Origin of the sequence: Streptomyces sp. NPDC020490 (assembly GCF_044335305.1) — a bacterium.
Classification (GTDB): Bacteria; Actinomycetota; Actinomycetes; order Streptomycetales; family Streptomycetaceae; genus Streptomyces.
In genome coordinates this window covers 1-25,732 of the sequence record NZ_JBIRUY010000056.1, presented here as the reverse complement: position 1 = coordinate 25,732, position 25,732 = coordinate 1, and the positions used below count along the sequence as shown (strand labels likewise).

Here is a 25,732-nt window from a genome sequence, read left to right as displayed (position 1 = left end):
GCCGATTACGCATTGTGGATCCACCGGTCACGGGCCGATGCTCGGCGTGTGACCGAGTTATTGCTTGTCCTGCTGGCCGGTGTCGCCGCCGGGGTGCTGAACGCCATGGGTGGTGGGGGCACGTTCGTGGCGCTGCCGGCTCTCGTCGCGTTCGGCCTGTCGCCAGTGACGGCGAACGCGGTGTCGCGGGTCGCCCTCGTCCCCGGGGCCGTGGCCAGCGTGTGGGTGTACCGACGAGAGATCGCCCCGGTCGGGGTGACGTCCACGAGGTCGCTGACAACGATCAGCGTGATCGGTGGCGGAGTCGGCGCCGGCCTGCTGCTGGTGCTTCCGGCATCGTCGTTCGGCGCCGCGGCGCCGTGGCTGCTCGCCTTCGCCACGGCGATCCTCGCCTTCGGACGCCACCTGTCCCAGGCATTGAGCAGCTCGCTGGGCCGCTCGGTCGGCATGAGTTCCCGAGCCGTCCTGATCGGCCAGTTCTTCCTCGCCGTCTACGGCGGATACTTCGGCGGTGCCGTAGGCATCATGATGCTGGCTCTGTGGAGCATCGGCCTCGGCCTCGACGCCGCGGTCAGCAACCCGATGCGGATCGCGCAGCTCGCGGCCGTCTATCTCAGCGCGACCGTGCTGTTCCTCATCGCCTCTGACGCACTGGGTGCTCCGCTTCTTCTCACTGTCATGCTCATCGGCGCGGTGCTCGGTGGCTTCGCCGGCGCCCACCTGGCCCGCCGACTCCCTGCCTGGCTGCTGCGCGGCGTCATCCTGACCACCGCCGTGATCATGACCGTCCTGTACTTCCTGCGCGGCTGACACACGGGGAGCCGCGGTAATCATGCGTCGGGAGCTGAGGTGAACTGACATGACCGAAGATGACACGGGAGCCGCCGCACCGTACACGGATGCGTCGCGAGCGCGACTGGTGATGGCCTACGAGGCATGCGAACTGGCAGATCTCGCGCGTGCCGCCGTCCCGATCGCCGAGCACGAGCTGAAACCCGACGGCGCCATCCGTTCCCCGGGCGTCGTGCTGGCCGACGCCGCCCGAGTGCTCGCGGCCGCACAGCGGTTCCTCGAAGCCGCCGCGGTGTTCGAGCGCATCGGCGGCGCCGACTGGCAGCTCATCGGCGATGTCCTGGGCGTGTCTCCGCAAGCCGCGCGGGTGCGCTTTGCGATGGCCGAAACCGCCTTCCGGGAGGAACTCCTCTCCCGCGAGGGAACCGGCACCGCCGGAGCCGCCGGCGAGGTGAGCCGCCTGCGGGCCCATATCGCCAGGGAACCGCTGGAAACGGCCCTCGACCTCGACGACTGGGTACTGCGACACGAGGATGGCGACAGCGGATTCGGTACCACGCCGGTCTCCGGCGGACTCGTTCGGAGAGCTTCTCGACGACGCGCCGAGAAGCACGCCTGACGGTGAGACCGGAGAGCCCGCCCGGGTGCTGACCGCGGCCGGAGTCACGGTCGTCGATGTCGACCGCCCCGACCGTAAGACGCGGCGGATGAAGGGCAAGTCCGATCCGGTCGACGCCCACGCGGCCGCGACGCCCACGCGGCCGCGACGCCCACGCGGCCGCGACGCCCACGCGGCCGCGACGCCCACGCGGCCGCGACGGCCGTGCTGTCCGGGCGGGCCACCGGCGTTCCTAGAGCCGGGTCGACGTGGTCGAGGCGGCGGACGGCCTCTGGCGTGCGGTCCGGGTCCTGCGGATCGCCCGCCGCGGCGCCGTCAAGACCCGCACAAGGCGATGAATGAGATCCGCGGCTGGTCGTGGCGGCTCCCGCGATGCTGCGCGAGCAAGTCGTGGGCCTGGACCGGGGGTGCTGATACGCACCCTGGCCCGGCTGCGGCCCGGCGACGACTTGTCCCGGCCCTTGGCCGCGGCCCGGGCGGCGCCGCGGCGGCCGGCCCGCCGCCATCACGTTCGACGAGGAGATCATCGAGCTGGACGCCCAGATCGGCCCGCTGGTCAAACAGGCCGCACCCCGGTTGCCGCGGATGTTCGGCGTCGGCCCCGAGACCGCTGACCGACTGCTGGCCTCGGCCGGGGACACTCCGAACGGATGCCCTGGAAAGCCGCGTTCGCGTGCCTGGCCGGGGCCTCACCGGTCCCAGCCTCGTCCGGACGCACCCACCGCCACCGCCTCAACCGCAGCGGCGGCCGGGCCGCCGACAACGCCCTGCACACCACCGTGATCAGCCGCGTGCGCTTCGACGAACGCACCCGCGCCTACCGTCGAACGCCGCACCGGGCAAGGGCTTGTCGACTCGTCGGCGGACCGCCGACCGGATCAGAACGCGGCGCCTGAGAGCGCCCTTTCGCCTCAGCGGGCGCTACCGTGACGCCCTCTCAGAGCACCAATTGCTCCACGCCGGCCGAGACCGGTTCGAAACGCACCGGCAGGCTGCTGATCCCGGTGAGAAGGTTGGAGTAGATCCGGCGGACTGGCCCGGCTATCTCGAACCCAGCGGTGAAGTCGCGGAGCGCGAGCAGCATTTCGGAGATCTCCAGCCTCGCAAGGTACGCTCCGATGCAGTAATGCGGACCGTGCCCGAACGCGATGTGCTTGTTCGGCGACCGGTCGATGAGGAACCGGTCCGGGTCGGTGAAGACGGTCTCGTCACGGTTTCCCGAAATGTTCCACACCGTCACCACGTCGCCCACCTTGATCGGGGTGCCGTGGATCTCCGTGTCCCGCACCGCGGTGCGGCCGAAGTGCATGGTCGGTGAGGCCCAGCGCAGCACCTCTTCGGTTGCCTGCTTGGCGGACACGTCGCCGCGCTTGAACGCGGCCCACTGCTCCGGATGGGTACTGAAGCTGTGCACGGAGTCGATCATCGTGAGACGGGCAGTCGCGTCCCCGCCGAGGATCAGGCTGTAGCAGTTGAGGACGATCTCGTCCTCGCTGAGGAACTCGCCGTCGATCGTGCTGCTGGCCAGCGCGCTGACCACGTCTTCCCGTGGCGCAGCACGGCGCTCTTCGGCCATGCCGAGGAAGTACTGCAGGATGTTGTTGCGGGCGTCGTCGGCCGCGGCGGAGTACTCCGGCTGGTCGTCCGAGCTGATCGCGGACTTGGTCAGGCTGAGCATGTACTCCCGGTCCTGGCTCGGAACACCGAGCAGGTCGGAGATTGTCATCATGGGTATCTTGCCGGCGATATCCAGCGCGAAATCGCATTCGCCGCGGTCCACCGCCGCGGCCAGCAGCGTTCGAGTGTTCCGGCGGACTTGCTCGCCGATCCGGCTCAGCACGCGCGGCGAGAACGCCTTCAGCAGCACATTGCGCAACTCCTTGTGCCGATGCCCGTCGGTCACCGGCACCATCAGACCGGCCGCCGAGTCACCCTCGCCCAGCAGCGTGATCAGGACGTTGCCGCGCTCCGAGGTGAAGGCGGCATTGTCCCGGTAGAGGGCGACGATGTCGTCGTACCGGCTGAGCACCCAGAAGCCGGGGCTGTCTCCGACCGCCGGATGCCGGTAGAGCGGTCGGGTTGCCCGCAGCGTGCGCCAGTAGTCGCTCAGGTCATAATCCGCGAACGTCTGCGGGTCCCCCAGATTCACATCGGCCAGGTCGTCCGGCGTCGCACGGACGGGCAGGTCTTCCACGGGCTTGGCCTCCAGTTCGAACCGGTGAAACAGATCAGAGGGTGAAGGACCGGGTTTTCGACAGCCGGGGATCTCCCGGCCGCAGGTGGAGCACTCCGTTCTTCGTATCGAGGACTACGACGGCGACGGTGCGCTCCCGGCGAATGTCACCGTCATCGGCGACGCAGATCGGCGGCTGCGACAGCACCGCGAAGTGCTCATCGGGATCCGCGTCCTCGGGCAGGGCCCGCAGACCGGACTCGGCCATCCGGAGTCGGCGCAGCGAGGAGTTGCGTGCGAAGACGTTGAGTTCGTCCCGGCTGGTGAAGTCCGGGGCGAGGAAATGGTTGGTGTGCACCGACTCCCGTGCTGTCATCACCCGGTACTCGTCGCCGAGGACCTCCACGCAGGCGGTCTCGGCGGCGTCGGCGAGCACGATCGTGCGGGAGCTGGCTAAGGGCAGCGAGCGCAGCACGGCGACGGCCGATCTCACTGAGGTAGCGGTGTCGAGGACGTGGCGTATGGCCAGGTACGGGGGTACGCCCGGACCCCAGCGCCCGCCGAGGACCAGGTTCAGGCCGACTGCGAGGCCGTGGGAGTTGACGCCGAGGTAGCCGAGCAGTCCGGCGAAGCTCAGCACGAGGGACTTGCGGTCGCCGTGGCCGACTTCGAGGACCGCGAGCTGGTCGTCGAGATTCCCGTTGAGGTCCACGGTCTGCGCCAGTACCCCCGGCCGGGCGTAGGTGGTGCAGTCGCCTCGGGTGGGGATCCGCTGGTATCCCACGATCTCGCGGCGCAGTTGCAGCAGGGTGGCCTCGTCCAGTGTCAGCCCGGCGCCGGCCGCGAGCCCGGCGATCTCGCCGGCCAGCCGGGGCGTCGACCGGGTGATCTCCGCCCGGTGGGCGGCGATGTCGGCGGACAGGCCGGCGACCGACACGGCAGCGGGCAGCAGGTGGTTGAGCCGGGCGACGCCGTCGTCGAGGAAGGCGCGCAGCCGCTCCCTCAGGGCGGTGCCGTGTGCGAAGCCGATGTCGTACGGATCGCCTTGGGCGACGACGTGCGCGACTGCGGAGATCGTGGTCACCCTGCGTCCGCCTTGGCTGTGAGCCGGTCGCGCACTGAAGGCCACTCTCGCTTGAGGATGCTGTAGTACACGGCGTCGCGGCGGGTGCCGTCCGGCATCGGGTTGAAGCTGCGCAGGATGCCTTCTTCGGTCGCGCCGATGTTGCGCAGGGCGCGGCGGGCCTGTTCGTTGCGCCGGTCGGTCTTGAACTCCACACGCTCGGCGCCGAGCCGATCGAAGGCGTTGTGCAACAGCAGCAGCTTGGCACAGCGGTTGAAACCCGCGCCGCGGAAGTCCCGGCCGAGCCAGGACCAGCCGATCTCCAGCCGGCGGTCCGGTTCGGACAGATTTCCGTAGCTCATCGACCCGGCGGTGCGGCCGGTGGTCAGGTCGGTGATGTGGAAGACGACCCGCCGGCCGGATGCGTGGTCGGCGATCATCGTGTCGAAGAAGGTCTCGAAGGAGGCCTCGTCGGTGACCAGCGCCACGAAGTAGCGCCAGATGGCCGGATCCATCGCCACCGACCGGATGCCCTCCCGGTCGGATTCGGTGATCGGCCGCAGGCGGACGACGCCGTTGTCCAGGACGGTCGCGGCGCGTTCGTGCCAGCTCATCTCAGCTCACCTCGGCATGCCGGGACAGCGCGCTGACGACCTGCCCGAGCGTGCGCATCGCGGCGAGGTCGTGCTCGGTGAAGAGGTGCAGGCCGACCTGCACCCTCTCGCACAGCGAGGTCAGGAACAGCACCTTGTTCAGCGAGGTGAGGCCGAGGTGGTCGAGGTTCGCGTCGGGATCGATGGACTCCGGCGGCAGGTCCTGCGGCAGGACCTCGGCCAGTGCGGCACGGGCCGCCGCCTCGATGGTGTCAGGCACGGATTCCCTCCTTCGGGTCGATGACGAGGCGGCGGTAGCGTGCCTCGATCTGCCTGCGACGGGGCTTGAACTGGGAGCTGAGCAGCCCGTTGTCAACGGTGAACCGCTCCGCCAGGACGGCCTTGGCGATCTGCTCGTCGTGGTCCAGGTCGGCGTTGGCCTCCCGCACCGCCGCCGCGATCAGCGTGGCGTCCACCGGGTGCACCGCGGGCGAGACGATGGCGACGAGCTGTCGCTGCGACGGATTGGTCACCACGCAGTCCTCGATCGCCGCACATGCCTTGAGCCGTTCCTCGATCCGCCGTACGACGATCTTCTTGCCGTTCTCCAGCACGATCACGTCGTCGGACCGGCCGTGCACGAACAGGTAACCGTCCTCGTCGAGATGGCCGAGGTCACCCGTGCGTACTATCCCGCCGGGCCGGAACATCTTCTCCGAGTCGCCCGGCTCCGCGTGCTCGTAGCGGGTGGCCACCGGCGGCTCGCTGCGGACGTTGATCACGCCGTCGGCGTCGATGAGGACCTCCTTTCCCGGCAGCACTTGGCCCACGCTGCCGGGCCGGTGTGCGCCGGGGTGGTTCTTGGCCACGATGCAGGTTTCGTTGAGCCCGTAGCCTTCGAAGACCGGCAGTCCGGCGTCGGCGAAATATTGCAGCGTGGCCGGGTTCGCCGGCGCGGAGCCCGTCCACAGGTAGCGGATCCGGCGGCCGAAGATCTCGGCGGCGGCCTCGGCCGGGGAGACCCCGGTGCGGGCGGCCCTGGCCCGCAGGTGGGTGCATGCCGTTTCGTAGAAGCCGGGCACGCCCATCACCACGGTCGGCTGTGCCGTGCGCAGCGTGGCGAACGCGGCTTCGTAGGTGCTGATCGTGACGTCATGGCCGAACACGAGCGCCGAATACACCCAGTACCGCTGCTGAAGCAGGGAAAGCGGCAGGAAGACGAAGAGGTCGTCTCCGGGGCCGTGCGCGAACATGTCCTGCACCGCGGCGAGCGAACTGTCGATGCTTCCCGCGCTGGCCAGCAGCGACTTGGCCGGACCGCTGCTGCCCGAAGTGAACTTCAGCGCGGGTGCCTCGCAGGGTCCCCACGACACCGTCGGCAGGTCCCTGTCCGAGGGCGGGAGCCCGCGCAGGGCGGCGATCGGGCGCACCCGGTCGGCCGTCTCGTCCTGGTCGGTGAACAACACGGTGAGGCCGTAGCGGGCGACGAGTTCAGCCCCGGTCGCGTCGAACTTGCCGGGGTCGAATCCCGCGGTCACCGCCTTGATCCGCAGCGCGGCCAGATCGAGCACCACCCACTCCAGCGAGTTCGCCGCGAGTACGCCGATCCGGTCACCCGGCCGGACGCCGAGGCCGAGCAGGTACCCGGCCACCCGGCCCGACATCTCCCAGACCTCGGTGAGATCCCATGACTCCGTCGCGCCCAGCCGAGCCACGGACAAGCGGTTGCCCGGCCGCGGTGGACCGCTGATCACCCGGTTGATCACGCTCATGACGCCCGCCCGATCCGGGCAGCCATCGCCCGCACGGTGTTCACCCGGACCAGCTCCGACAACGGGATGGTGACCTTGTACCGCTTGCGCACACCGGCCAGGATGCGCGCCGCGGCGAGCGAGTCGGCGCCGATGTCGGTCAGCGGGGTCAAAGCATCCACTTCGGGTAGTTTCAGTACGCTCGCCCACAGTTCGGCCAGCTCCCGTTCGACCCCTTCCGCCGGTGCGGCGTCGCCGGACGGGGCAGGCTCGGCCTCGGGCACGTCGCCTGCGGCCAGCCGCGCCCGGTCGACCTTGCCGTTGGCGGTCAACGGCAGGCCGTCGTGCCACACCACGGCGGACGGAACCATGTACTCCGGCAGTTGCTCGCGCAGCGCCGCGCGCAGCTCGTCCTCCAGGCGCCCGCGCTCACCGTCCGGCACCGGCTGATCCCGTTCGCCCGGCACGAGGTGCGCGACGAGCCGGTCGCCTCGGCTGCCCGGCCGGCGGACCACCACTGCCTGCCGTACGCCGGGCAGTGCGGCCAATCGCGTCTCCACCTCGCCCGGTTCGATGCGGTAACCGTTGAGCTTGATCTGGAAGTCCGCCCGGCCGAGGATGTCGATCTCTCCGGACGGAAGGTAGCGCCCGAGGTCACCGGTTCGGTAGAGCCGTACGCCCCGTCGTCGGTCGAAGAGGAACTTCTCGCTGGTCGCCTGCTCGTCCTTCCAGTACCCGCGGGCCAGGCCGGTCCCCGAGGCGAAGATCTCGCCAGGCACCCAGTCCGGCAGGTCCAGGCCGTCCTCGTCGAGCACGTAGGCCTTGTTGTTGTCGTTCGGCCGCCCGTACGGGATCCGCCGCGAGCCGTCGTCGTCCGGACCGATCGGGTGTACGACGTTCCAGACCGTCGTCTCGGTCGGTCCTCCGAGCGAGACCACGTCGAGCCCGGGCAGGCTCGACCGCAGGGCCGCCGGGAGTTCCGGCGGGATCCGGTCGCCGCTCATCATCACCAGCCGCAGCTCGGCAAGCGGGGAGAGGCCATCCGCGAGTGCCTGTTCGTGCAGCAGTGCGACGATCTGCGGCACCGAGTTCCACACCGTGACCCCGCCGTGCTCGCACATCTCGAGCCAGTGGGCCGGGTCGGCGGCCTTGTCATGGTCAGGCAGCACGAGCGCGGCGCCGACCGACAGCGCGCCGAACACGTCATAGACGGACAGGTCGAAGCTGAACGCGCTGATCGCGAACAGCCGGTCGCGCGGGCCGACGCTGAAGCGGCGGGTGCAGTCCGCGACGACGTTGGCCACGCTGCGGTGACTGACCATGACGCCTTTCGGCGCGCCGGTCGTGCCCGAGGTGGGCAGCACGTAGGCGAGGTCGTCGGGATGCGCCCCGGCGAGCGGGGCCGAATCCGGCCCGTCGTCGGCAGCCGTTCCGTCGGCTTCGGCGTCGCGGTCCAGCTCCAGCACCGTGCGCCGGGCGGCCGGGTCGCTCCAGCCGGAGTTGGTGAGCACACACCGCACCTCGCCGATGTCGAGCAGCTCTTGCTGACGGCGACCGGGCAGGTCCGCGTCCACCGGCAGATAGGCCGCACCCGCCAGCAGCGTGGCCATGATCCCGACGATCTGCTCGGGTCCCCGGGTCATGACCAGTCCGACGAGCTCATCGCGGCCGACTCCGTGGGCGCGCAGCCGGGCCGCCGCGGCGCGGGCCCGCCGGTACAGCTCGGCGTAGCCGAGCTCACCGGTCGAGGTGATCACCGCCGGTGCCTGCGGAGTGCGTTGCGCCTGGGCCGCGAACGGCTGGTGCAGCAGCTGCCGAGGCTGCGGCCGGTCGGTGTCGTTGGCGTTGCGCCTGCGCTCGCGCTGCTCGGCGGGCAGCAGGTCGAACCAGTGGTTGTTCCACTCACCGTTGTCGGCGAGCAGGTCGAGCAGGCGCTGATATCCCTGTGCCAGATCGTCCAGCAGGCCGGGCGGGAACAGTTCGTCCACGCCGTCGAGCTGGACGACGGCACCGCCGTGCTGCTCCATGGCGAACACGTTGAGCCAGGTCTGCGGTGTCTGGCTGATGGTGTGCGCCTCGGGTCCGAACAGCTCCAGCGCGGAGCCGTCCACCTCCGCGAGCGGATAGCCGATGGCGCTGTTGAAGGTGAAGGGCATGCGGGGCTGCCCGCCGCCTCGCCGGCCGAGTTCGCGCAGTACCTCGATGCCGGAGAAGTGCCGGTTGTCGAGGTCGGTGCGCAGCCGCTCCTGCACCGCCTTGGCCCGCTCGGCGAAGGGCACACCGCGGTCCAGCTCGACCGAGACGAGCATCGGGTCGCTGTACTGCCCGATCGACTCCAGGATGCGTGGATGGACCGGCGGCCGGTTGGCCACCGTGGTGGTCAGGGTGAACCGGGGGCCGGCGCCCCAGCACGCGAGGGTCTCGGCGTAGGCGGCGAACAGGAGCCCGGAAGGGGTTACGCCGACCGCGGCGGCGTGCTCCTTCAGCTCCGCCCACCGCGGCGCCGGCACCCGAACGACGCGCTGCGTGAAACGCGGTGCGGTGATCGCGGAGGGGCTCTTGGCCAGCGGCAGCTCCGGGTGGTCCCACAGGGTGCCGCTGTCCAGCCGCTCCAGCCAGTACGCCCTGGCCCGGGCGTAGGGCTTGCGGGTGCGTGCGGTCTCCAGAGCGGCCACATAGGACTCGAAGGAAGCCTCCTCGTCCGCCGGTGGCCGTTCGCGCTCGTAGTGCGCCCACCAGTCGCGGAAGAACAGGAACATGCTGATCCCGTCCATCACCAGGCCGTCATGGCCGACATGCAGCACCATCCGGTCCCCGGCCAGCAGCGACACCTCCGCCGCCAGCAGCGGCGCCTGGGAGACCGGCAGCATCCGGTGCGTCCAGCGCGCGCGTTGCGCGGCCAGCCCGGTACCGTCGTCGTCCCGCAGGTCGACCCGGCCGATCCGGACCTCCACCTGCGTCTGCCGGACCTGGGACTGCGTCGACGTGAACCTGGAGCGCAGGCAGTCGTGCCGGGCGACCACGGCATTGAGCGCCGCCTGGAGCCGGTCGAGGTCCCAGTGGCCCTCAATCTCGTGGTAGACGTAGCTGGCCACGTTGCCCAGCTCGAACACCTCGTCCCGGCCGGCGAGATAGCTTTGCTGCAACGGGGTCAGCGCGAACCCGGGGTCCGGGGTGAGATGGGCGAGGAGTTCGGCCTTGACGGCCTTGATCCGGCCGACGAGATCGGCGTCCACACGCTCGCGCGGTCCCTGCAGCCGCAGGTCCGGGCCGGCGGCGACGATGCTCAGACCACGGGAGCCGATCTCCTCCAACACCGCCAGATAGTCGGTCATCGGGCCACCGCCTCGGCCAGCTCCCGGCTCAGCGCGGCGATGTTCCGGTCGGAGAGCAGCTCCGCCATCGGCACATCGAGATCCAGCCGTTCCAGGATCTGGTACTGCACCGCGACCGCCTGCAGCGAGGACGCGCCGAGCTCCCGCAGCGTCTTGTCCGCCACTACCGTCTCCGCCGACAGGCCGAGCGTGCTCCGGACCAGCTCGGCGAGCCAGGGGAGCGGGTCCGGTGCGGCGTCCGGCGGTTCGGGCAGTGTCGGCTCGGCGGCGAAGAACACCTGCCCGGTCAGGTCCAGCCTGGTCCCGGCCGGCACCAGGTCCACAGCAGAGGGCCAGGTCGGCCCGCTCCCGCCGAGCAGGGCTCCGAGGCGCGCGGCGAAGCGCGGCATGACGGGCGTGGCGACCCGGGACAGCAGCCGGGCCGCCGCCAGTTCGAGCGCCATCGCCGTGCGGTTCTCCGCCTGCCACCCGGACGCGCCGACGAGCACTTCCTCGCGCTCGGCGAACGTGCGCGCGTCGGCGACGATGCCCTCCAGTTCGGCGGTGGCCGCCCGGAGGGAGAACCCGTCCTGGCCGAGGTGCGCGGTCACGGCCGCCAGCCGCCTGCCGAGCTGCGCGTAGAACGCGGTGTGCTCGGGGGTCCAGATTCCGGCGTCCGGTACCACGCCCCCGTACCGCGTGTTCAGCCGACGGCCGAGGTCGTCGAGCCAGCCCTGCCAGCCGTCGATCAGAACCTCGCGCACGGTCGCGGTGTAGGTTTCCCGCTCGAAGTTGGTGCGCTCACCCTCCGGGCGGGTGCGGGAGAGGTAGAACCGGACCGCGTCCACCGTCTCCGGCGAGAGGATGTCCTTGCCCCACACCGCGTGCCGTCGGCTGGTGGAGAACTTCAGGTTGTCCAGCAGATAGAACTCGTTGACGTGGTAGTCGATGTCCGGCTTCCAGCCTGGGAACGCCAGCTGATACAGCACCGGGTAGAGGATGGCGTGGTAGAAGCTGTTGTCGTAGCCGAAGAAGTGGACGATCTTCCAGTCCTGCTCCGGTTTGTCCGCTTGCCATGTCTCGCCGATCCGGGCGCCGAGCCGCGCGATGCCGTGCAGGAAGCCGTACGACATCTCCGGCCACACCCAGATCACCTGGTCGTCGGCGCCGCGCGGGGACACGCCCCACTGCGCGGGGTGGGTCAGCGGCAGGTCGAAGGTCTCGCGCGCGAACACCCGCTCGGCCAGTTCACGCAGCCGGGCGGGGACGCGACCGAGCCGGTGGTGCCGGGCGACGACCTCGCGGAACTCGTGCAGCGGCAGCGTGTGCCGTGCCAGGCTGCCCGCCCGTACCGAGTCGGAAATCCGGCTGCGCGCCTCGGCCAGGTCGGCGGTGATGTTGGGCTCGCCGCACTCCTCGCAGATGTTGCCGTTGGTGGCGGCCGCGCAGGACGGGCAGGTGCCGGACACGTCGACTTCGTAGAGGTACCGGCCGGTCTCCCCGTCGAACAGCGCGGGAAGTTCGCGCGGGGCCACACGGCCCGACGCTCCCAGCGCGGCGAAGAAGTCGCGCAGGCCCTCGCGGTATCCGCCATCCGCACTGGTCACCGTGAACTGGTCGGGCCGGATGTCCATCAACTCGAGTGTCCTGGCGATCTCGGCGCCGTAGTGCGAGGCGACCTGCTCGGGTGTGCTCCGCTCCTGCGCAGCCTTGGCGACCACGTAGCTCTGGTAGTCGTCGCTGCCGGTCAGATGCCAGGCCCGCACTCCGTTCATCCGCTGGAACCGGACGAACGCGTCCGCGCCGAGGTACGGGCCGGACAGATGCCCGAGGTGCAGGTCACCATTGGGGGTCGGCGGGGTGGAGAAGACGAACACCGGCCGCTCCGCCAAGCGCCGCCGGCCGGGACGCGCGGCCGCCTCCCCGGCATGGCGGGGCTCACGCCAGTAGCACGTCACGAATACGACATCTGTGTCACCGGTGTTGTCGATGACGTGTGTCTCGAACGGGTCGAACTTGACGACCGTGCCCGGCCCCACCGGATGCCGCGCGCCGTCCACGACGACTTCACCGTTGCCCGACACGATGACGAACATCTCGATCTCGTCGTGCTGGTGCGGGTCGGAGTGCCTGCCCGGCGCCACCCTGCCCCAGCCCGCGCCCAGCCCGACGACACCGGGCAGGTCGATGGTGTTCATGTCGATGCCGAAGGCATCGCTGAGCGTCGCGGGGTCGAAGGTATCGATCCTCATGCCGGGCTCCCTTCCACGCTCGGGTCGAACAACTGGACGGCCTCGGCCGCGATGGCCGGGGCGAGGCGGTAGCCGGATCCGTTGGCCGCGCCCGCGAACACCACCCGGCCGTCCGGGTCGAGCCGGCGCAGCAGCGGCTGGCGGGAAACGCTGTAGGCGTCGCAGAAGACGCGCCCGGCCGTGCAGCGCGACGCGAGCGAGGGCGCGTAACGGCTCAGGCATGCGCGGGCCTGCTCCACGTCGTACGCGTCGAGATCGGCGCCGACCCGGTCGGGATCGACGTCCCATTCGTGGCAGGTGTAGCTGAACAACCAGTGTCCCCGGTAGGCCAGGGGGAGCAGGAAGGCGTCCTCGTCGTGGAAGACGACCGCCTGGTCGGCCTGGTCCACAGGATGGTCGATGTGCAGGGCGACGATCTTCTTGACGCGCGCTCCCAGCGGCGCCACCAGATCGGCCCAAGCGGGCACGCCGAGCCACGGTCCCGGCGCGAGCACCGCCCGGTCGACGGCCAGCCGCTCGCCCGTGCTGAGCGAAAGCCGCACACAGCGGCCACTCGGCTGCAGTGCGGTGACGCGGACTCCCTCACGCACGCCGACCCGCGGGCGCAGGTCGGTGATCAGCACCTGGACCAGGCGGTGCACGTCCGCGTAGTGTGCGCCCCTGACGTCCCACAGCGACGCGCCGGGCGGCACGCGCACCTCGGCACCACAGGCGTCCAGCACGGCGTGGGCATCGTCCCGGCGGACCGGCTCGACGTAGATCCTCTCCAGCTCACCTGGGTCGGACTGGGACATCACCGACATGCCGACCGGATGGATCGGCACGGTGGGCTGGTCGGCCTTGAGTTTCTCGTAGAACTCCTGGCTGTAGCCCGACATCCGGCGCACCCGCTCGCTCGCGCCACGCGGGAAGTGCAGTCCGGCCGAGCGCCTGCTGGCGCCGCAGCCGACCGCGTCCTGCTCGAGGAGCAGCACCGTGCTCGCCGGGTACTGGTGGATGATCTGCCTGGCCACCAGGCAGCCGATGATGCCACCGCCGATCACCGCGACTGTGCCTAGAGCCATCTCACACCGTCCCTCGCAGTTCGCCGTCCTCGCCGTCCTCGTTCGCCCACTCGACGAAGGAGGAGAGCTGTTCTTCCCGCTTCACACCGCGCAGGCGGTCGACGATGCGCTGGCTGCGCCACGCCAGGAGGCTCAGGTTCTTGTCGGCGAGGCCGCGCTGGTTGGCGGTCCCGTTCTGGATGAAGATGTTGTGTTCTTCCGGGCCGTCCCAGCGCACCGCGTAGTCCCGGTCCACTTGGTACTCGCCGCCATCGCAGTCGAGTCGGTCCGCCAAGGGGGCGAGCAGTTCCAGGAGTCCGGTGCGGAAGCCGGTCGACCAGATGATCACGTCGGTCGTCACGTGCTGGGGTTCGTCGGGCCGGTCTTTGTTGACCACCGTCAGTTCCCACCCCGCACTGGCCTGGGCCACGCCCGTGATCTCCCGGTTCGGGTACAGCCTGATCAGACCGGGCGAGCGTGCGATGAACCGGTGGTGGTAGGTCCGCTGGTAGATCGCGCGCAGGGTCGGCTCGGAGATTCCATCGCTGGAGAGGGTGTTCTCCTGGTTGATCCGCTTGCGGGTCGCTTGCTCCAAGCCGTAGAAATACTCCGAATAACACGGCATGTAGAAGTCATTGGTGAACGGCGAGTCGTCGATCGGCAGGAAGTTCCGGCGCCGGGAGAACCACGACACCCGGCTGGGCAGCTCGCTGCCTTCACGGGAGATCAGGTCGAGGAACGCCTCGGCGCCCGACTGCCCGCCACCGACCACCACGACGCGCTTGCCCCCGAGACCTACGGCCTTGTCGACGAAGTCGCACACATGGAACTGGCTGCGCGAATGCCAGCCCTGGCCGGCCGGCGGGATCCACGGCTGGCTGCCGACGCCGACGGAGATGTTGTCCGCGGTGAGCATCCGATCGTCGGTGCGCACCTTGAACACACCGTCGAAGTCGACCGATCGCACTTCCTCGCCGAACACGACGTTCTTCATGCGCCAGCTCGCCCATTCCAGGTAGTTGCGGAACTCCTGCCGGGGCACCGCGTCGAACTGGGCATTGATGAAGTGATAGATCCGGCCCTGGTCGTGCAGGTAATTCAGGAACGAGAACTTGCTGGTCGGATCGGCCAGGCTGACCAGGTCCTTCAAGGTCGACACCTGCAGTGTGGTGCCAGGGATCTGCTGGCCGTCGTGCCAGCCGAAGGCTTCCTTGCGATCGAGGAACAGACTGGGCAGGTCCCGGTGGGGATACAGCAGCGCGGCCAGGCTGAGATTGGCTGGGCCGACACCGATACCGAGCACACCCAAGTGGTGGGGGTCGGTCATTTTTCGACGCCCCCGTTTCCGGTCGAAGACTCCGTGAACTCGGCGGTGATCCCGCTGGAGCGCAGGGAGTCCAGCCAGCGGCGGGCCGCGTGCACGCCTTCGGCTCCACGGTGCAGCCCGGCGGGCAGGCGCCCGGAGAGGATCTCCCCGACACCGACCGCCAGCGGCGTCGACACGAGCCGGGCCATCGCACTGTCCTCCTCGTCGCCGGTGACGTCGACCACGTACTCCCCGGACCACGCCGTGGCGTCCTCCCCCTCGACGGCGAGTGCGACGGCCAGCACCACCCGGTCCCGGTCGGCGCCGGTGGTCGGGTACCGCCGCGCGAGGTCCTCGGCCAGCTCGGTGATCCGGTCCGGTGTGCCGGTGCGCAACTCGGCGAACACTGGCTGCCATGCGGCCTGCCAGCCGTGGAGCCGGAGGGTGCCGCGGATGAAGGTGTCCAGCGACCACAGCCCTGGTACGCCGTACTGGGCGATGAAGGGGATGCTGTCGCGATTCGGGTACGCCTCGAACTCCTCACCCCGCACCAGGTGCGGGCGGGTCGCCTCCCAGGGCCTGTCCGCCGTCAGTTCGGCGCCGCCCTCGACATAGCGTGCCGGCGCGAGCAACGCGGTCAGCACGCCGCGCGGCGCCCAACTGAACCGGTAGCGGAACTCGTTGGGCACGGCGGGAAGCCCGCCGCAGTAGGAGGTGAACCTCGCTCTCGCCGGCCCGCTGACTGCGGCCCGGCCGCGTGCGACCAGATCGTTCGCCAGGAGGTGGTCGATGCCGGGATCGAGGCCCGCTTCGGTCAACACGACGATGCCCGCGTCCTCGGCCAGTTCGGCGATCTCGGCGCTGGCATAGCTGGTGTCCGCGAAATGCGCCCCCGCTGCCATGCTGAGCTTGAGCAACCAGGCGTGTTCGGTCGCCGGCAGCATCGACACGACCACGTCACCGTGGGCCGGAGCCAGCGTGTCGAGTGCCGCGGCAGTCGCCTTGCCGGCCAGTCCGAGCCGGTCCACGACGGCCTCGGCCTTGGCCTCGGTCCGCCCGTAGACCGTGACGTCGGCCTGGTCGGTCAGCAGCCGGACGCCACTGCCGGTGGACAGTCCGGTACCGACCCAGTGCACTCTAGGCATGGACATTCTCCTCCACCGCTGTAGGGAACCGCCGGGCCGCTCGCTGCCATGGCGCCGAGTCGAAGTGGAGCGAGTGCCTGCCGAGGCCGGCCGAGAACGCCGCACCGGCTTTCCGCGGCAGCAGCGAGGGGAGGTTGCCGATGGCGATGACCTGCGCCGGGCGCTCACCCAGGCGCAGCTCGCGGGCCGGCTCCTGGTGGTTGGTCACCTGGCCGTGCACCGGCAGGGTGTTGCAGTCCGAGGTCGCGTCGCAGGTCACGTCGGAGAGCACCGGCAGTTCGCCGGCCGGGTCGTCGCGATCGGGTTCGGTGAGCAAGGGTTTGACCGGGCCGGTGCAGAACACCGCACTGATCAGGATGTCGTGCGCCGGCAGTACGGTCAGCGCGGCACCGGTGCACCAGGCCGGGCGGCCGAGCGCGACCAGCCGCTGACCGTCCTCGCCGGTGGGGTGTTCGGAGTCGAGGAGCGTGCCACCGCCGGCGGTGAAGCGGCCCAGCAGGCCGGCGGCGCCGTGGCGGCCCTTGTAGGCGTGCCCGTACACATGCCGGTGCCGCAGTGGGGCCGGTTCGTCCGGCAGTTCCCTCGATCCGACGACGTAGGAGTCCGCAGGCGCGTCGACCCGGATGCCCGCCGGAGCGATGGTGCAGCCGGTCGTCGGACACTCCTCGCTCGGGAACACCCGCTGCGGCGACTGCCCGCGCGTGACCTGGTGTCCGGGGGTCACCGGACGCGCCGCGTCGGTCGGCGCCACCGCCGCTCTCCGTTCGGTGCTGCGCACCTTGTGCCTGAGCCACCATCGGGTCATCCGAACTGCCCTTTCAGGACGGGGATGCGGGCATTGGGCGAGGGCCGGTAGCCCTCGTGCGAGGGCGCCCCGGTCACCGCGGCGGCCACGCCGATGGTGATCGCGGCGGCCAGGACATGGCCGGGACACCGGTGGGTACCCCGGCCGAAGGTGAACACCTGTGGATCCGCCCGGCCGGGGAGGAACGCGTGCGGATCGGGGTTGGCCATCGGGTCGCGGTTGGCCGCGGCGAGCAGCAGCAGAATCGTTGAGCCTGCCGGGACTTCATGGCCGGCGACGGTGGTCGCGGTCACCACGTACCGGCGAGTGTTCTGGATGGGCGCATCGTGCCGGACCACCTCGTCGACGAAGCCCGCGAGATCGTCCGGCTTTCCATGGCGAGCCAGCGCGAGCAGGGTGTTGCCGACCAGCCCCGCTGTGGCGTCATAGGTCTGCGACAGCAAGCCGATCACATTGGCCGGCAGCGGAGCGGTCGTCGGCAAGCCGTTGCGGGCGGCCAGGCGGACCAGCTCGCCGATCAGGCCGCTGCTCCCAGCGCGCAGGCACGGGCCCAGCAGGTCGAGCAGACGCGCGGCCGCGGTGGCCGCGGCGGCCTGGTCCTCGGCGGTGGCCGAGGCGGGAACGCACCTGACGAATTCGCCGATGAGCCGGGCTGCTTCGGCCGGGATGTCCCCGCCGAGGCCGAGCACTGTCGCCACCACCCGTGCGGGCACCCCGAACTGGAGGTCCGTCCAGTCAGCCGCCTTGCGTGCCTGCTCCGCGGCCAACGCGACGACCTGCTTCTCGCTGATCGTGTTCAGCGCCGCGAGCAGGACCTGCTTGAGCCGTACCTGCGGTGCGCCGTCGGTCATCCGGACCAGCTCGCCGAACACGTCGCCGGCCGGGGTGCCGAGGATGCCGCTCGGCACCGGCTCGCTCCTCGGCCGGACTCGGCAGGCCGGATCGGCGAGCACCTCGGATACCGCCGCTGCGCCGGCCGCCACCCACAGCCCGCTGTCGGTGTCATGGCCGAACGGCCGGTTGGCCACCAGGTCGGCGTAGAACGGATACGGATCGGGATGGGTGGCCGCTGTGCTTGCGGTCGCGGAACGTGGCTGCGTCATGATGCCCCCCGGTGCGTCCGGTCCGGATCGATCGCCGCCGCGATGATCGCTTGCTGTATCTCCGACGGGCCCTCGTAGATCCGCAGCGACCTGATCTGCCGGTACAACCGCTCCATCAGGCTGTCGTGAACCAGCCCGGCCGCGCCGAAGATCTGCACCGCACTGTCCACGATCTGCTGCGCGGCCTCGGTGGCGTAGAGCTTGGCCACCGAGGAGTGCCGGGCGTAGCGGGGGCCGCCCTGGTCGGTCTCCCAGGCGGACCGGGCCACCAGCAGCGCGGCCGCGTCCAGCTTGACCTCCATGTCGGCGAAGGCGGTGCGCACGGTGGGCAGATCGAACAGCTTCCCACCCAGCATCGGCCGCTCCCGCGCCCTGGCCAGCGCCGCGTCGGCGGCCCGGCGGGCGAAGCCGAGCGCGGCGGCGCCGACGGTCATCCGGAACCGGTCCAGTACCTCCATCGCGATCGGGAACCCGCCGCCGCGCCTGCCCAGCAACGCCTCCCGCGGCAGCGCGCAGTCGTCGAACACCACATGGCCGAACGCCCGCGGGGCGATCATCGGCACCGGCTCGACGCGCAGGCCGGGGGTGCCCGCGGGCACCAGGAACGCGGTGAGTCCGAACGTGCCCGGCCCAGGACCGGTGCGCGCGATCACCGTGTACACGTCGGCGATGCCGGCGTTGGCGATCCACGCCTTGCCGCCGTTGAGAACCCATCCTCCATCGGTTTCGCGCGCCTCCAGCCGGATCGCGGCGACGTCCGAGCCCGCTGTCTTCTCCGACACCGCGAAGGCGCCGCACAGGGTGCCCGCGGCCAGTCCCGGCAGATACCGGCGGCGCTGGTCGTCGGTGCCGAAGAGGCGGATCGGGGTCGCTGCCAGGGCCTGAATGGAGAACGCGTAGTCGGCGAGATCACCGGTGTACGCCAGTGCCTCCCGCGCCAGGCACAGCGCGCGGCAGTCGTCGGGACCGCCGTCGAGGAACGCCAGCCAGCCTGCGTCACCGAGTGCGCGGAGGATGTGCAGGCCCGCTGCTTCCGGCTGCCCGGAGTCGGCGAGCGTCTCCCGGTGTTCGTCGCACCAGGTGGTCAGGCGCTGGGCCAGTTCGCGGTGGTGATCCTCGTACAAGGGCAGCGCGAGGATGTGAGTGTCGAAGTTGCTGTGGGACGTGGCCGTCGTCATCAGATGATCACATCCGCCGACTTGTGCCGGTCGAGGCCGGCCACCAGGTCGTGCTCGATGAAGTAGGCGAAGGAGGCGTAGCCGCGCCAGATCCGCTCCCAGTGCGACGGCACCGCGTCGGCTCCGGACAGCTTCGCCACGTCGTGCAGGTGGGCGATGATGATCTCGGCCGACTGCCGCGCGTGGCCGGCGGAGAGGTTGTCGATGGAGAGGTGCGCCTCCTCGTAGGCGATGTCGAAGCCGTGGCGGCGCAGCTTCTGCATCTCGTGCATGCGCATGGTGCCGAGCCCGAACATCTCGATGCCCAGGTTGTAGCCGAGGATCTCCTCGTAGAACGAGTCCGGGAACAGCGCGAGACTGAGCTGGAAGAGGGAGAACCCGTAGAGGTGGTCGGGCAGTTCGTCCTGGTCGAGGAACGCGGTGTCGCGGATGTGCGGCACCTCGATGCCCATGCTGGCGAGCACCTGGTAGATCAGGGTGATGTGGTTCTTGGTGACGTCACCGCGTCCCATCTCGTCGGCGTAGATGGAGTAGAGCATGCCGTCGCTGCGGCGGGTGTAGCGGCCAGTCGCTCCGATACGGTGCGCCCACGCGCCGTCGATCATGCTGCCGAGGGCAAAGGTCTTCTGACCGAAGATCACCTCGTCGCGGTCCGGGATCTCGGTCAGCGGCCGGTAGGGGTTGACCAGCTTGTCCCAGTAGATGCGGTCGACGTGCTCGTTCAGCGCCGAGGGCGCGTAGTCGAACCAGCTCGCGTCGGTGAGGACGCCGTCACCGCCGTACTCGAAGAGGATCTCGGCGCGGGCCAGGCCCTCCTCGGCGTTCGCGCGCGCGAGGGGCAGGGTGTTGGGGAAGTTCTCGATGTTGACCAGCCGGTGCAGGAATGCGCGGTCGTCGCCGCGGGCGGCGGCCCTCAGCCGCGTCTTGGGCGGGGGCGCGCTGATCGCCTCCGCGAGCGCGCGTGCGGCGTCGTCACCGGCCGTGTCCGGGGTGAGGTCGATGTCGGGCAGGTCTCCTGAGGCGATGGCCTCGGCCCACCGCTGGAAGGTCGCCGCTTCCTGCTGGTCGAAGATGCCGAACATGGGGCCGCCGAACTTGATGGCCCGCACGAACCGGCATCCGCCGTCACGCGGCTTCAACTGGGGTGACGCCCGGAAATCACCGATGAACTCGGCCAGGTCGAAGTCGGGATCGCGGAACCGTTCGGTCAGCGGTCGGCCGCCGACGCGGACGTTGCGGTGCTGCTTGCCCGCGAACGGGGCGTGCCTCGCCACGATCCGCGCGACCTGTGCGTCCAGCGAGAGGCCCGCATGCCACTCGGCGACGTCGCAGAGCAGACGCACATGCTCCAGCTCCATCGTCAGCGTGCGTGCGACAGCGGCGTAGAGCCTGTTCCTGACCGGCGACGGTGCCAGTGCGAGGTAGTGGGCGAGGGTGTCCCGCAGGTCCGCCTCGGTGAGCATGGGCCGGGTGCCGAGCAGGAGTTCGTCGACGCCGAGGGTGGCCATGACGTAGTGCGTGCCCACGACCTCGGGCAGAAACGTCGCGGGCAGCCTGGCCAGGCTGAGGCGGTAGGCGCCGTGCCACGTGGTGAGCGGCCGGGCCTCCGCCCGTCGCAGGAAGTCCGGCGCCGTGACGTCCGGCAGGAACACGCCCAGGTCTTCCAGTGCCTGCCCGCGCATCTGTTGCAGCCCGCGCCGGGGATTGCCCGCACCGCGCCACACGAACTGGTGGCGCACCAGGTGGTTCACCACGGTCGAGGGCTGGGTGGCAGGCTGGGAGACCGAGTCCAGCCAGCAGCCTCCGATCAGCGTCAGCGGCGCGCGCTGTGCCACCACGGCGTCGCACACCCGGGGTTCGGCGTCGCGCAGCGGTTGCAGCATCTCGGCGATCCGCCGACGCACCTGCGCCGTCCGCTCGGCGATGCTGTCGACCTCCTGCGCACCGGTGTCTTGGGCGGTCGGTTCTCGCACGTCACCGAGGAATCCGTTCAGCACGTGTCGGGCGAGGAGGAACACCACCTCGGACTCTTGATCGCTCACCAGCCGGTGGTAGACGGCCTCGGGGCCCGAGGCGATCACCTCGTCGGCCGCCGTGACGGCAGCCGGGTCGAATTCGGAGGCGGACAGAGGTGATACGACGAACGTGTCGGGCAGGGCGAAAGCAGGCATCGAAACCTCCGGGCACTGTCCTCAGGCCGTTGCGATCATGGCCGTGGTGGGGTCTTGTGCAGCAACATGGCGGCTCGGGAACCCGGTACGCTCGCGGCGAGCAGGTAGTACCCACCCGGTTCGGCGCGGCGGTCGGCGAGATTGATCAGCGGGTCGGCAGCGAAGCAGTGGCCAATCCGGGAGGTGTTGGCGGTGTCGAGTTGCGCGGGCGTGAATCCGGCCAGGCGTTCCTTCATCACGACGATCGGGATGAACAGGTTGTTGTGCAGTACGCCGGCCAGGTCGCTGGGGGCCAGCCCGTGCGGGGTCAGCAGGAGGTCGTTGACCTGTCGCGACAGGTCCGCGCTGATTTCGTTGCCCCAGTCCAGCGCCCGGGTGTCCTGCGCGCTCGCCGAGCCCAGGATCTCGTAGTCACCCGGCCGCGTGGTGACCAGACAGCCGGCGGCACCGTCGCTGAACAGGGCGAAGTTCTCCATCCGGGCGGTCTCGGTGGCGCTGCGGTCCGCGCTGATCACCAGGACGTTGCGGTACTTGCCCGCCCGGGCGAAGGACTCGGCCACGCCGAGCCCGCTCACCAGATTGGTGCATCGGTTGAGGGTCAGGCCGAGGAACGGGCAGTCCAGACCGAGACCGTTCATGATCGTCTCCATGAACCCGCCGTGGGTGTGCGCGTCGCCGGGGAACCACGTCGAACACAGCACCAGCAGGTCCACTTCCGCCGAGTCGGTGATCGTCTTCCCTGTATCGACGACCAGTTCCTCCAGTGACTTCTCGGTGCGGCGGACCTTGCCCCAGCCCCACAGCCGGGCGTCGGGCTGCATGCCGTACTCCCGAACGCGCGCGGCGAAACCGGGGATCTCGTGGTGGTCCTGCTCGATCTCGCCGAGCAGGTAGCCGGGGGAGGTGAGGTAGACGGGGGTCATGACCTGCCCAGCAGCGCGTTCGATTCGGCGTAGCCGAGCGCGGACTTGGCGAAACCGAACGTGCCCTGCTCCGCGAGTTCAGCCGCCGCGTCGAGCATCGCGGTCAGCGCGACCCTGGGCAGTGCCGAGCCGAGGCTGATCCGGCGGACGCCGAGGGCGCCCAACTCGGCGACCGAGCACGCGAGCAGGGGACCGGCGGCGAGCACGTTGACCGGCTTGTCCAGGGAGGAGCAGACCGCCTTGACCGCGTCGAGGCTCGGCAGCGCCGGTGCGTAGAGCACGTCCGCACCGGCTTCGGCGAAGGCCTGCAACCGTCGGATGGTGTCGTCGAGGTCAAAGCGTCCGTGGAAGAAGTTGTCGGCTCGGGCGGTCAAGGTGAAGGGGAACGGCTGCGCGTGGGCGGCCTCCGCAGCGGCGACGACGCGGTCGACCGCTTCGGTGATGTCACGGATCTCCTTGCCGGACTCGCCCGTCGTGTCCTCGATCGACGCACCGACCACCCCCACGTCGGCAGCGCGTCTGATCGTCTCGGTCACGTCCTCGAGGCTGTCGCCGTACCCGCTCTCCAGATCGGCGGTCACCGGCAAGCGGGTCGCCTCGACGATCGACCGTGCGTTGGCCAGTGCCTCGTCCCGTCCGACCAGCCCGGCGCAGTCGGCGCTGCCGAGGCTGAAGGCGAGGCCGGCGCTGGTCGTCGCGAGTGCGGAGAAGCCGTGGCCGGACAGCAGTCGCGCGCTTCCAGCGTCCCATGGGTTCGGGACCACGAAGGTGCCTGAACGGTGCAGTTCGGCGAACGTGACGGCTTTACTGTGTTGATCGGCCATGTTTCCCTTTCTCACGCGCCGCCAGAACTCAGATCAGTTCGACCGGCAATGTCTCCGCCGCGCGGCGGATTACTTCGGTGACCGCTTCCGGATGGTGCTCGAAATAGAAGTGCCCGCCTTCGGACCAATACATCTCGGGCTCGTCGACGCACTCGCGCGACCAGTCCTCCAGATCTTCACGACGGACCAGCGGATCATCCGTGCCGTTTACCAGAGAGACGCCGAACGGCAATACGCCGGCAGGCCGGTATCGATACTTCGCGACCATTCCGAAATCAGCTCGGACATCGGGAAGTATGAACTCCTGCAGCTCCGAATCAGCCAGAATCTCCGGCCGCAGTCCCCCGTAGACGGCCAGCGCGTCGGTGAGGCTCTGCCCGTCGAGCCCCGCCACTTCGACCATCCGCGGTGTCGGATGCAGGCTCGGCGCGACACAGCCGGAAGCGATCAGGTGCGCGGGCCGGTCGCCGAGCCTGCGACCCACCTCGAAGGCGATCAGCGCGCCAAGACTGTGACCGAACAGCAGAAATGGTCCAGTGCGCTGCGCTGCGATCAGTTCGGCGACCTGGTCGCAAACCGTGTCGATCCCGGTGCGCTCGGGTGGCGTGACCGCGACCAGTGCGGTTGCTCCGGCCAACGCCTCCTGCCACTCGACGAACGCCTGCGCCCTGCCACCGGCATGCGCGAAACAGTAGGTACGGGGCCACCCCGACGGCACAGCGCGTGCCATGTCGAACCATGCTTCCACCGACGCTTGTCCTTCTGTCGCAAAACAGGGGCGTGATCAGGACGGTCAACCTAATCGAAGCGTCGAACATGCCCGACCGGCAGATCAACAAAACTCGGATTCCATTGTTGCCTGCGATACGAACGTGTCAAGACCGAGTGACCGTGCTTGTAGCATTTCAATTCTTGACCAAGGAATTCCGGTCATGGCCGAAAATATCCAAGAGGGATCGGGGAGCGGTGATTAAGCCATGATCAAAGATTCTTGAAGGGATCGGGGGCACATAATTTCGGCCGACGATCGACGTAATATCCGGACACCGGGGCCGACGGGTGACCGTCGCGTGGCTGCTCGTCGCCTGCCCTACGTGGTCCGACCGACACGCAAGCAGTGCGGACGGCGAGCGCATGAGTTGACCGAGACGTCCGCTTGACGGCGTGGAGACAGTGAGGCGTAGCGGCGTATGCCGCGGCCGGTGGCCCGGTTCAGATGGGTGAGGCGGGCCAGGCCGTAGCGGGTCAGCACGCGGTGCACGGTCGAGGGCACCGGGCGCAGAAGGTGTGCGATGCGGGCCGGTCCTCACCGGCGCAGGAGGCGGACCTCGATGATCCGGCGTTCCGTCCGGGTCGTGCGGCGCGGGCTGGTGCGCGGGCGGCTGGAGCGATCGGCTGTGCCGGCCTCGCCGTACCGCCGGTGGCGTTCGACCCACCTGGGATCCACACCGAGCCGGAAGGCGCTCACCCCTTTCAAGATCCCTCAGCCGAGACCTGCGCCGGCTCGGACGCACCGTCCACAAGCTCCGGGAGGAAACACCTAGCGCCAGAACTCGGCTGTCGCCGACGACGCACGCAGCCCTTGGTCGTAGCCGGCGCGGGCCGCTGGTGCCCGCACCGTAGGATCGAGCAGGTCCGGTCCGATCGACGATGCCGCGGCGTCATCCGGGCGGATCACCATGACCTGCGCCCCCTGCTCGCGCAGCCCGGCGACCTGGTCGTCGAGGTCGGTGTTGCCCGGAATCACCATTACTTGGAGCACGAGGATCCGGTCGCATCCTGCGGCGAGGTCGGCGTTCTCCGCCGTGCGCGTACCGCCGTCGATGTAGCGGCGCCCGTCGATCGTGACCGGCGGCCAGGCGCCGGGCACCGCGCAGCTCGCTGCTACGGCGTCCACGAGGCCGACGCCCGATGCCGGGCCGAACACCCGCTCCGCACCGGTCTCCGCGTCCACCGCCACGATCTTCAGCTCGGACCGCGGCCAGTCGTGTGAGGGCAGCCGGGCCGCGATCACCGCGCGCCGCTCGGCTTCCGTCACGGTCGGCGCCGCCAGTGCCATGGCGCCGATCCGGCGCCGCACGTCGAGAGCGTCCGTGGCGCCGTCATGGGCATCGATGAACAGCGTCATCAGATCCTCAGCACCAAGGACGGGTGACAGTTCGGGAGTCTGGAGCGCCGGATCGGCTTGGCGGTCGAACAGTTCTCCGAGCGAGGTTCCGCTGGTGATCTGCGCTGCAACCGTCGACCCCGCAGATGTGCCGACGATCACGTCCGCATCCAGCGCGACGACGCCTCCTTCGAGGAGTCCGGCCAGCAGACCCGTCTGCCACGCGATTCCCGCCACACCACCGCCGCCGAGTACCAGCCCACGTCGAGTCATTTGCCGATGATATGCAGCGCCCCGCGGGAGCGGGAGGCTATGTCGTCTCAATATGATTGCAGGATCAAGACCTGCAGGCAGTCATCTGACCTGCAACGCTGCAAGGATTGAGAAGTTGATCAAGCCGAGTATTCTGGCCTGCCACGGTTGTGGCCTGCAGGGCTGCTGTGGTTGAGACGATCATGCACTCTCATTGAGGCGGTGAACCGTTCCGGGTTCGGTAGGGACTCGATCGTTTGAGAGGATCGAGTCATGGCACGTCCTTCCCCTTACCCGCTTGAGCTGCGCCGTCGTGCG

The 25,732-nt window shown here is 69.6% G+C and carries 21 protein-coding genes and 1 pseudogene; 3 read left to right on the top strand and 19 right to left on the bottom strand.

Features of this window, described 5'->3' with window-relative positions; genetic code table 11:
* Positions 1–48 precede the first annotated feature (48 nt).
* The 3 genes from ACH4ZX_RS37715 to ACH4ZX_RS37705 all read left to right on the top strand — a co-directional run bounded on the left by ACH4ZX_RS37715 (position 49) and on the right by ACH4ZX_RS37705 (position 2,307).
* Positions 49–810, top strand: a complete 762-nt coding sequence (locus ACH4ZX_RS37715) for a sulfite exporter TauE/SafE family protein (RefSeq protein ID WP_398283008.1) — start codon at positions 49–51, stop codon at positions 808–810.
* A gap of 49 nt (positions 811–859) precedes the next feature.
* Complete coding sequence (locus ACH4ZX_RS37710) at positions 860–1,411, top strand: hypothetical protein (protein ID WP_398283006.1); 552 nt, start codon at positions 860–862, stop codon at positions 1,409–1,411.
* Between the two features lie 650 nt (positions 1,412–2,061).
* Entirely contained in the window at positions 2,062–2,307 is a 246-nt protein-coding gene (locus tag ACH4ZX_RS37705; RefSeq protein ID WP_398283004.1) for a transposase, read from the top strand.
* Between the two features lie 41 nt (positions 2,308–2,348).
* Here ACH4ZX_RS37705 and ACH4ZX_RS37700 read toward each other — a convergent pair whose 3' ends face one another.
* From ACH4ZX_RS37700 to ACH4ZX_RS37610, 19 genes and pseudogenes are all read right to left on the bottom strand, one after another.
* A complete protein-coding gene (locus ACH4ZX_RS37700; RefSeq protein WP_398283002.1) occupies positions 2,349–3,605 on the bottom strand; it encodes a cytochrome P450 in 1,257 nt (418 codons plus the stop codon).
* Positions 3,606–3,639: 34 nt separating this feature from the next.
* A complete protein-coding gene (locus ACH4ZX_RS37695; RefSeq protein ID WP_398283000.1) occupies positions 3,640–4,668 on the bottom strand; it encodes a C45 family autoproteolytic acyltransferase/hydolase in 1,029 nt (342 codons plus the stop codon).
* Positions 4,665–5,261, bottom strand: a complete 597-nt coding sequence (locus tag ACH4ZX_RS37690) for a GNAT family N-acetyltransferase (RefSeq protein WP_398282998.1) — start codon at positions 5,259–5,261, stop codon at positions 4,665–4,667. Before ACH4ZX_RS37690 ends, ACH4ZX_RS37695 begins: the two co-directional genes overlap by 4 nt.
* Before the next feature lies 1 nt (position 5,262).
* Positions 5,263–5,520, bottom strand: coding sequence for an acyl carrier protein (locus ACH4ZX_RS37685; protein ID WP_398282996.1), 258 nt, complete (start codon positions 5,518–5,520; stop codon positions 5,263–5,265).
* Positions 5,513–7,012: an AMP-binding protein gene (locus tag ACH4ZX_RS37680; RefSeq protein WP_398282994.1), complete on the bottom strand. Its 1,500-nt coding sequence runs from the start codon at positions 7,010–7,012 to the stop codon at positions 5,513–5,515. The genes ACH4ZX_RS37685 and ACH4ZX_RS37680 overlap by 8 nt, the downstream gene beginning before the upstream one ends.
* Positions 7,009–10,326, bottom strand: a complete 3,318-nt coding sequence (locus ACH4ZX_RS37675) for an amino acid adenylation domain-containing protein (protein ID WP_398282992.1) — start codon at positions 10,324–10,326, stop codon at positions 7,009–7,011. The genes ACH4ZX_RS37680 and ACH4ZX_RS37675 overlap by 4 nt, the downstream gene beginning before the upstream one ends.
* On the bottom strand, positions 10,323–12,557 hold the full coding sequence (locus tag ACH4ZX_RS37670) for a class I tRNA ligase family protein (RefSeq protein ID WP_398282990.1): 2,235 nt from the start codon (positions 12,555–12,557) through the stop codon (positions 10,323–10,325). The genes ACH4ZX_RS37675 and ACH4ZX_RS37670 overlap by 4 nt, the downstream gene beginning before the upstream one ends.
* On the bottom strand, positions 12,554–13,621 hold the full coding sequence (locus ACH4ZX_RS37665) for an NAD(P)/FAD-dependent oxidoreductase (protein ID WP_398282988.1): 1,068 nt from the start codon (positions 13,619–13,621) through the stop codon (positions 12,554–12,556). The genes ACH4ZX_RS37670 and ACH4ZX_RS37665 overlap by 4 nt, the downstream gene beginning before the upstream one ends.
* A gap of 1 nt (position 13,622) precedes the next feature.
* The gene (locus ACH4ZX_RS37660) at positions 13,623–14,927 is read right to left on the bottom strand and encodes a lysine N(6)-hydroxylase/L-ornithine N(5)-oxygenase family protein (protein ID WP_398282986.1); all 1,305 of its coding nucleotides are present in this window, start codon (positions 14,925–14,927) and stop codon (positions 13,623–13,625) included.
* On the bottom strand, positions 14,924–16,057 hold the full coding sequence (locus tag ACH4ZX_RS37655; protein ID WP_398282984.1) for a saccharopine dehydrogenase C-terminal domain-containing protein: 1,134 nt from the start codon (positions 16,055–16,057) through the stop codon (positions 14,924–14,926). The genes ACH4ZX_RS37660 and ACH4ZX_RS37655 overlap by 4 nt, the downstream gene beginning before the upstream one ends.
* Entirely contained in the window at positions 16,044–16,856 is an 813-nt protein-coding gene (locus tag ACH4ZX_RS37650) for a saccharopine dehydrogenase (RefSeq protein ID WP_398282982.1), read from the bottom strand. Before ACH4ZX_RS37650 ends, ACH4ZX_RS37655 begins: the two co-directional genes overlap by 14 nt.
* A complete protein-coding gene (locus ACH4ZX_RS37645; RefSeq protein ID WP_398282980.1) occupies positions 16,853–17,884 on the bottom strand; it encodes a cytochrome P450 in 1,032 nt (343 codons plus the stop codon). Before ACH4ZX_RS37645 ends, ACH4ZX_RS37650 begins: the two co-directional genes overlap by 4 nt.
* A gap of 71 nt (positions 17,885–17,955) precedes the next feature.
* Positions 17,956–19,137 (bottom strand): acyl-CoA dehydrogenase family protein, encoded by a 1,182-nt coding sequence (locus tag ACH4ZX_RS37640; RefSeq protein WP_398282978.1) that lies wholly within the window; start codon positions 19,135–19,137, stop codon positions 17,956–17,958.
* Positions 19,137–21,308 (bottom strand): iron-containing redox enzyme family protein, encoded by a 2,172-nt coding sequence (locus ACH4ZX_RS37635; protein WP_398282976.1) that lies wholly within the window; start codon positions 21,306–21,308, stop codon positions 19,137–19,139. The genes ACH4ZX_RS37640 and ACH4ZX_RS37635 overlap by 1 nt, the downstream gene beginning before the upstream one ends.
* A gap of 35 nt (positions 21,309–21,343) precedes the next feature.
* Positions 21,344–22,231: a 3-oxoacyl-ACP synthase gene (locus ACH4ZX_RS37630; RefSeq protein WP_398282974.1), complete on the bottom strand. Its 888-nt coding sequence runs from the start codon at positions 22,229–22,231 to the stop codon at positions 21,344–21,346.
* Positions 22,228–23,055 (bottom strand): oxaloacetate decarboxylase, encoded by an 828-nt coding sequence (locus ACH4ZX_RS37625; protein WP_398282972.1) that lies wholly within the window; start codon positions 23,053–23,055, stop codon positions 22,228–22,230. Before ACH4ZX_RS37625 ends, ACH4ZX_RS37630 begins: the two co-directional genes overlap by 4 nt.
* A 28-nt stretch (positions 23,056–23,083) precedes the next feature.
* Positions 23,084–23,803, bottom strand: coding sequence for a thioesterase II family protein (locus tag ACH4ZX_RS37620; RefSeq protein ID WP_398282970.1), 720 nt, complete (start codon positions 23,801–23,803; stop codon positions 23,084–23,086).
* A 435-nt stretch (positions 23,804–24,238) separates the two neighbouring features.
* A pseudogene (locus ACH4ZX_RS37615) lies at positions 24,239–24,493 on the bottom strand (helix-turn-helix domain-containing protein); the annotation flags it as partial.
* A gap of 102 nt (positions 24,494–24,595) precedes the next feature.
* Positions 24,596–25,435: a patatin-like phospholipase family protein gene (locus ACH4ZX_RS37610; protein WP_398282968.1), complete on the bottom strand. Its 840-nt coding sequence runs from the start codon at positions 25,433–25,435 to the stop codon at positions 24,596–24,598.
* Positions 25,436–25,732: the final 297 nt, after the last annotated feature.

What these genes read in the sequence shown, in the direction of transcription:
- ACH4ZX_RS37690 (WP_398282998.1), bottom strand. Translation starts at nt 5,261, where the DNA reads ATGAGCTGGCACGAACGCGCCGCGACCGTCCTGGACAACGGCGTCGTC.
- ACH4ZX_RS37635 (WP_398282976.1), bottom strand. Translation starts at nt 21,308, where the DNA reads ATGCCTGCTTTCGCCCTGCCCGACACGTTCGTCGTATCACCTCTGTCC.
- ACH4ZX_RS37680 (WP_398282994.1), bottom strand. Translation starts at nt 7,012, where the DNA reads ATGAGCGTGATCAACCGGGTGATCAGCGGTCCACCGCGGCCGGGCAAC.
- ACH4ZX_RS37705 (WP_398283004.1), top strand. Translation starts at nt 2,062, where the DNA reads ATGCCCTGGAAAGCCGCGTTCGCGTGCCTGGCCGGGGCCTCACCGGTC.
- ACH4ZX_RS37630 (WP_398282974.1), bottom strand. Translation starts at nt 22,231, where the DNA reads ATGACCCCCGTCTACCTCACCTCCCCCGGCTACCTGCTCGGCGAGATC.
- ACH4ZX_RS37670 (WP_398282990.1), bottom strand. Translation starts at nt 12,557, where the DNA reads ATGAGGATCGATACCTTCGACCCCGCGACGCTCAGCGATGCCTTCGGC.
- ACH4ZX_RS37675 (WP_398282992.1), bottom strand. Translation starts at nt 10,326, where the DNA reads ATGACCGACTATCTGGCGGTGTTGGAGGAGATCGGCTCCCGTGGTCTG.
- ACH4ZX_RS37610 (WP_398282968.1), bottom strand. Translation starts at nt 25,435, where the DNA reads ATGACTCGACGTGGGCTGGTACTCGGCGGCGGTGGTGTGGCGGGAATC.
- ACH4ZX_RS37710 (WP_398283006.1), top strand. Translation starts at nt 860, where the DNA reads ATGACCGAAGATGACACGGGAGCCGCCGCACCGTACACGGATGCGTCG.
- ACH4ZX_RS37665 (WP_398282988.1), bottom strand. Translation starts at nt 13,621, where the DNA reads ATGGCTCTAGGCACAGTCGCGGTGATCGGCGGTGGCATCATCGGCTGC.
- ACH4ZX_RS37640 (WP_398282978.1), bottom strand. Translation starts at nt 19,137, where the DNA reads ATGACGACGGCCACGTCCCACAGCAACTTCGACACTCACATCCTCGCG.
- ACH4ZX_RS37625 (WP_398282972.1), bottom strand. Translation starts at nt 23,055, where the DNA reads ATGGCCGATCAACACAGTAAAGCCGTCACGTTCGCCGAACTGCACCGT.
- ACH4ZX_RS37655 (WP_398282984.1), bottom strand. Translation starts at nt 16,057, where the DNA reads ATGTCCATGCCTAGAGTGCACTGGGTCGGTACCGGACTGTCCACCGGC.
- ACH4ZX_RS37650 (WP_398282982.1), bottom strand. Translation starts at nt 16,856, where the DNA reads ATGACCCGATGGTGGCTCAGGCACAAGGTGCGCAGCACCGAACGGAGA.
- ACH4ZX_RS37660 (WP_398282986.1), bottom strand. Translation starts at nt 14,927, where the DNA reads ATGACCGACCCCCACCACTTGGGTGTGCTCGGTATCGGTGTCGGCCCA.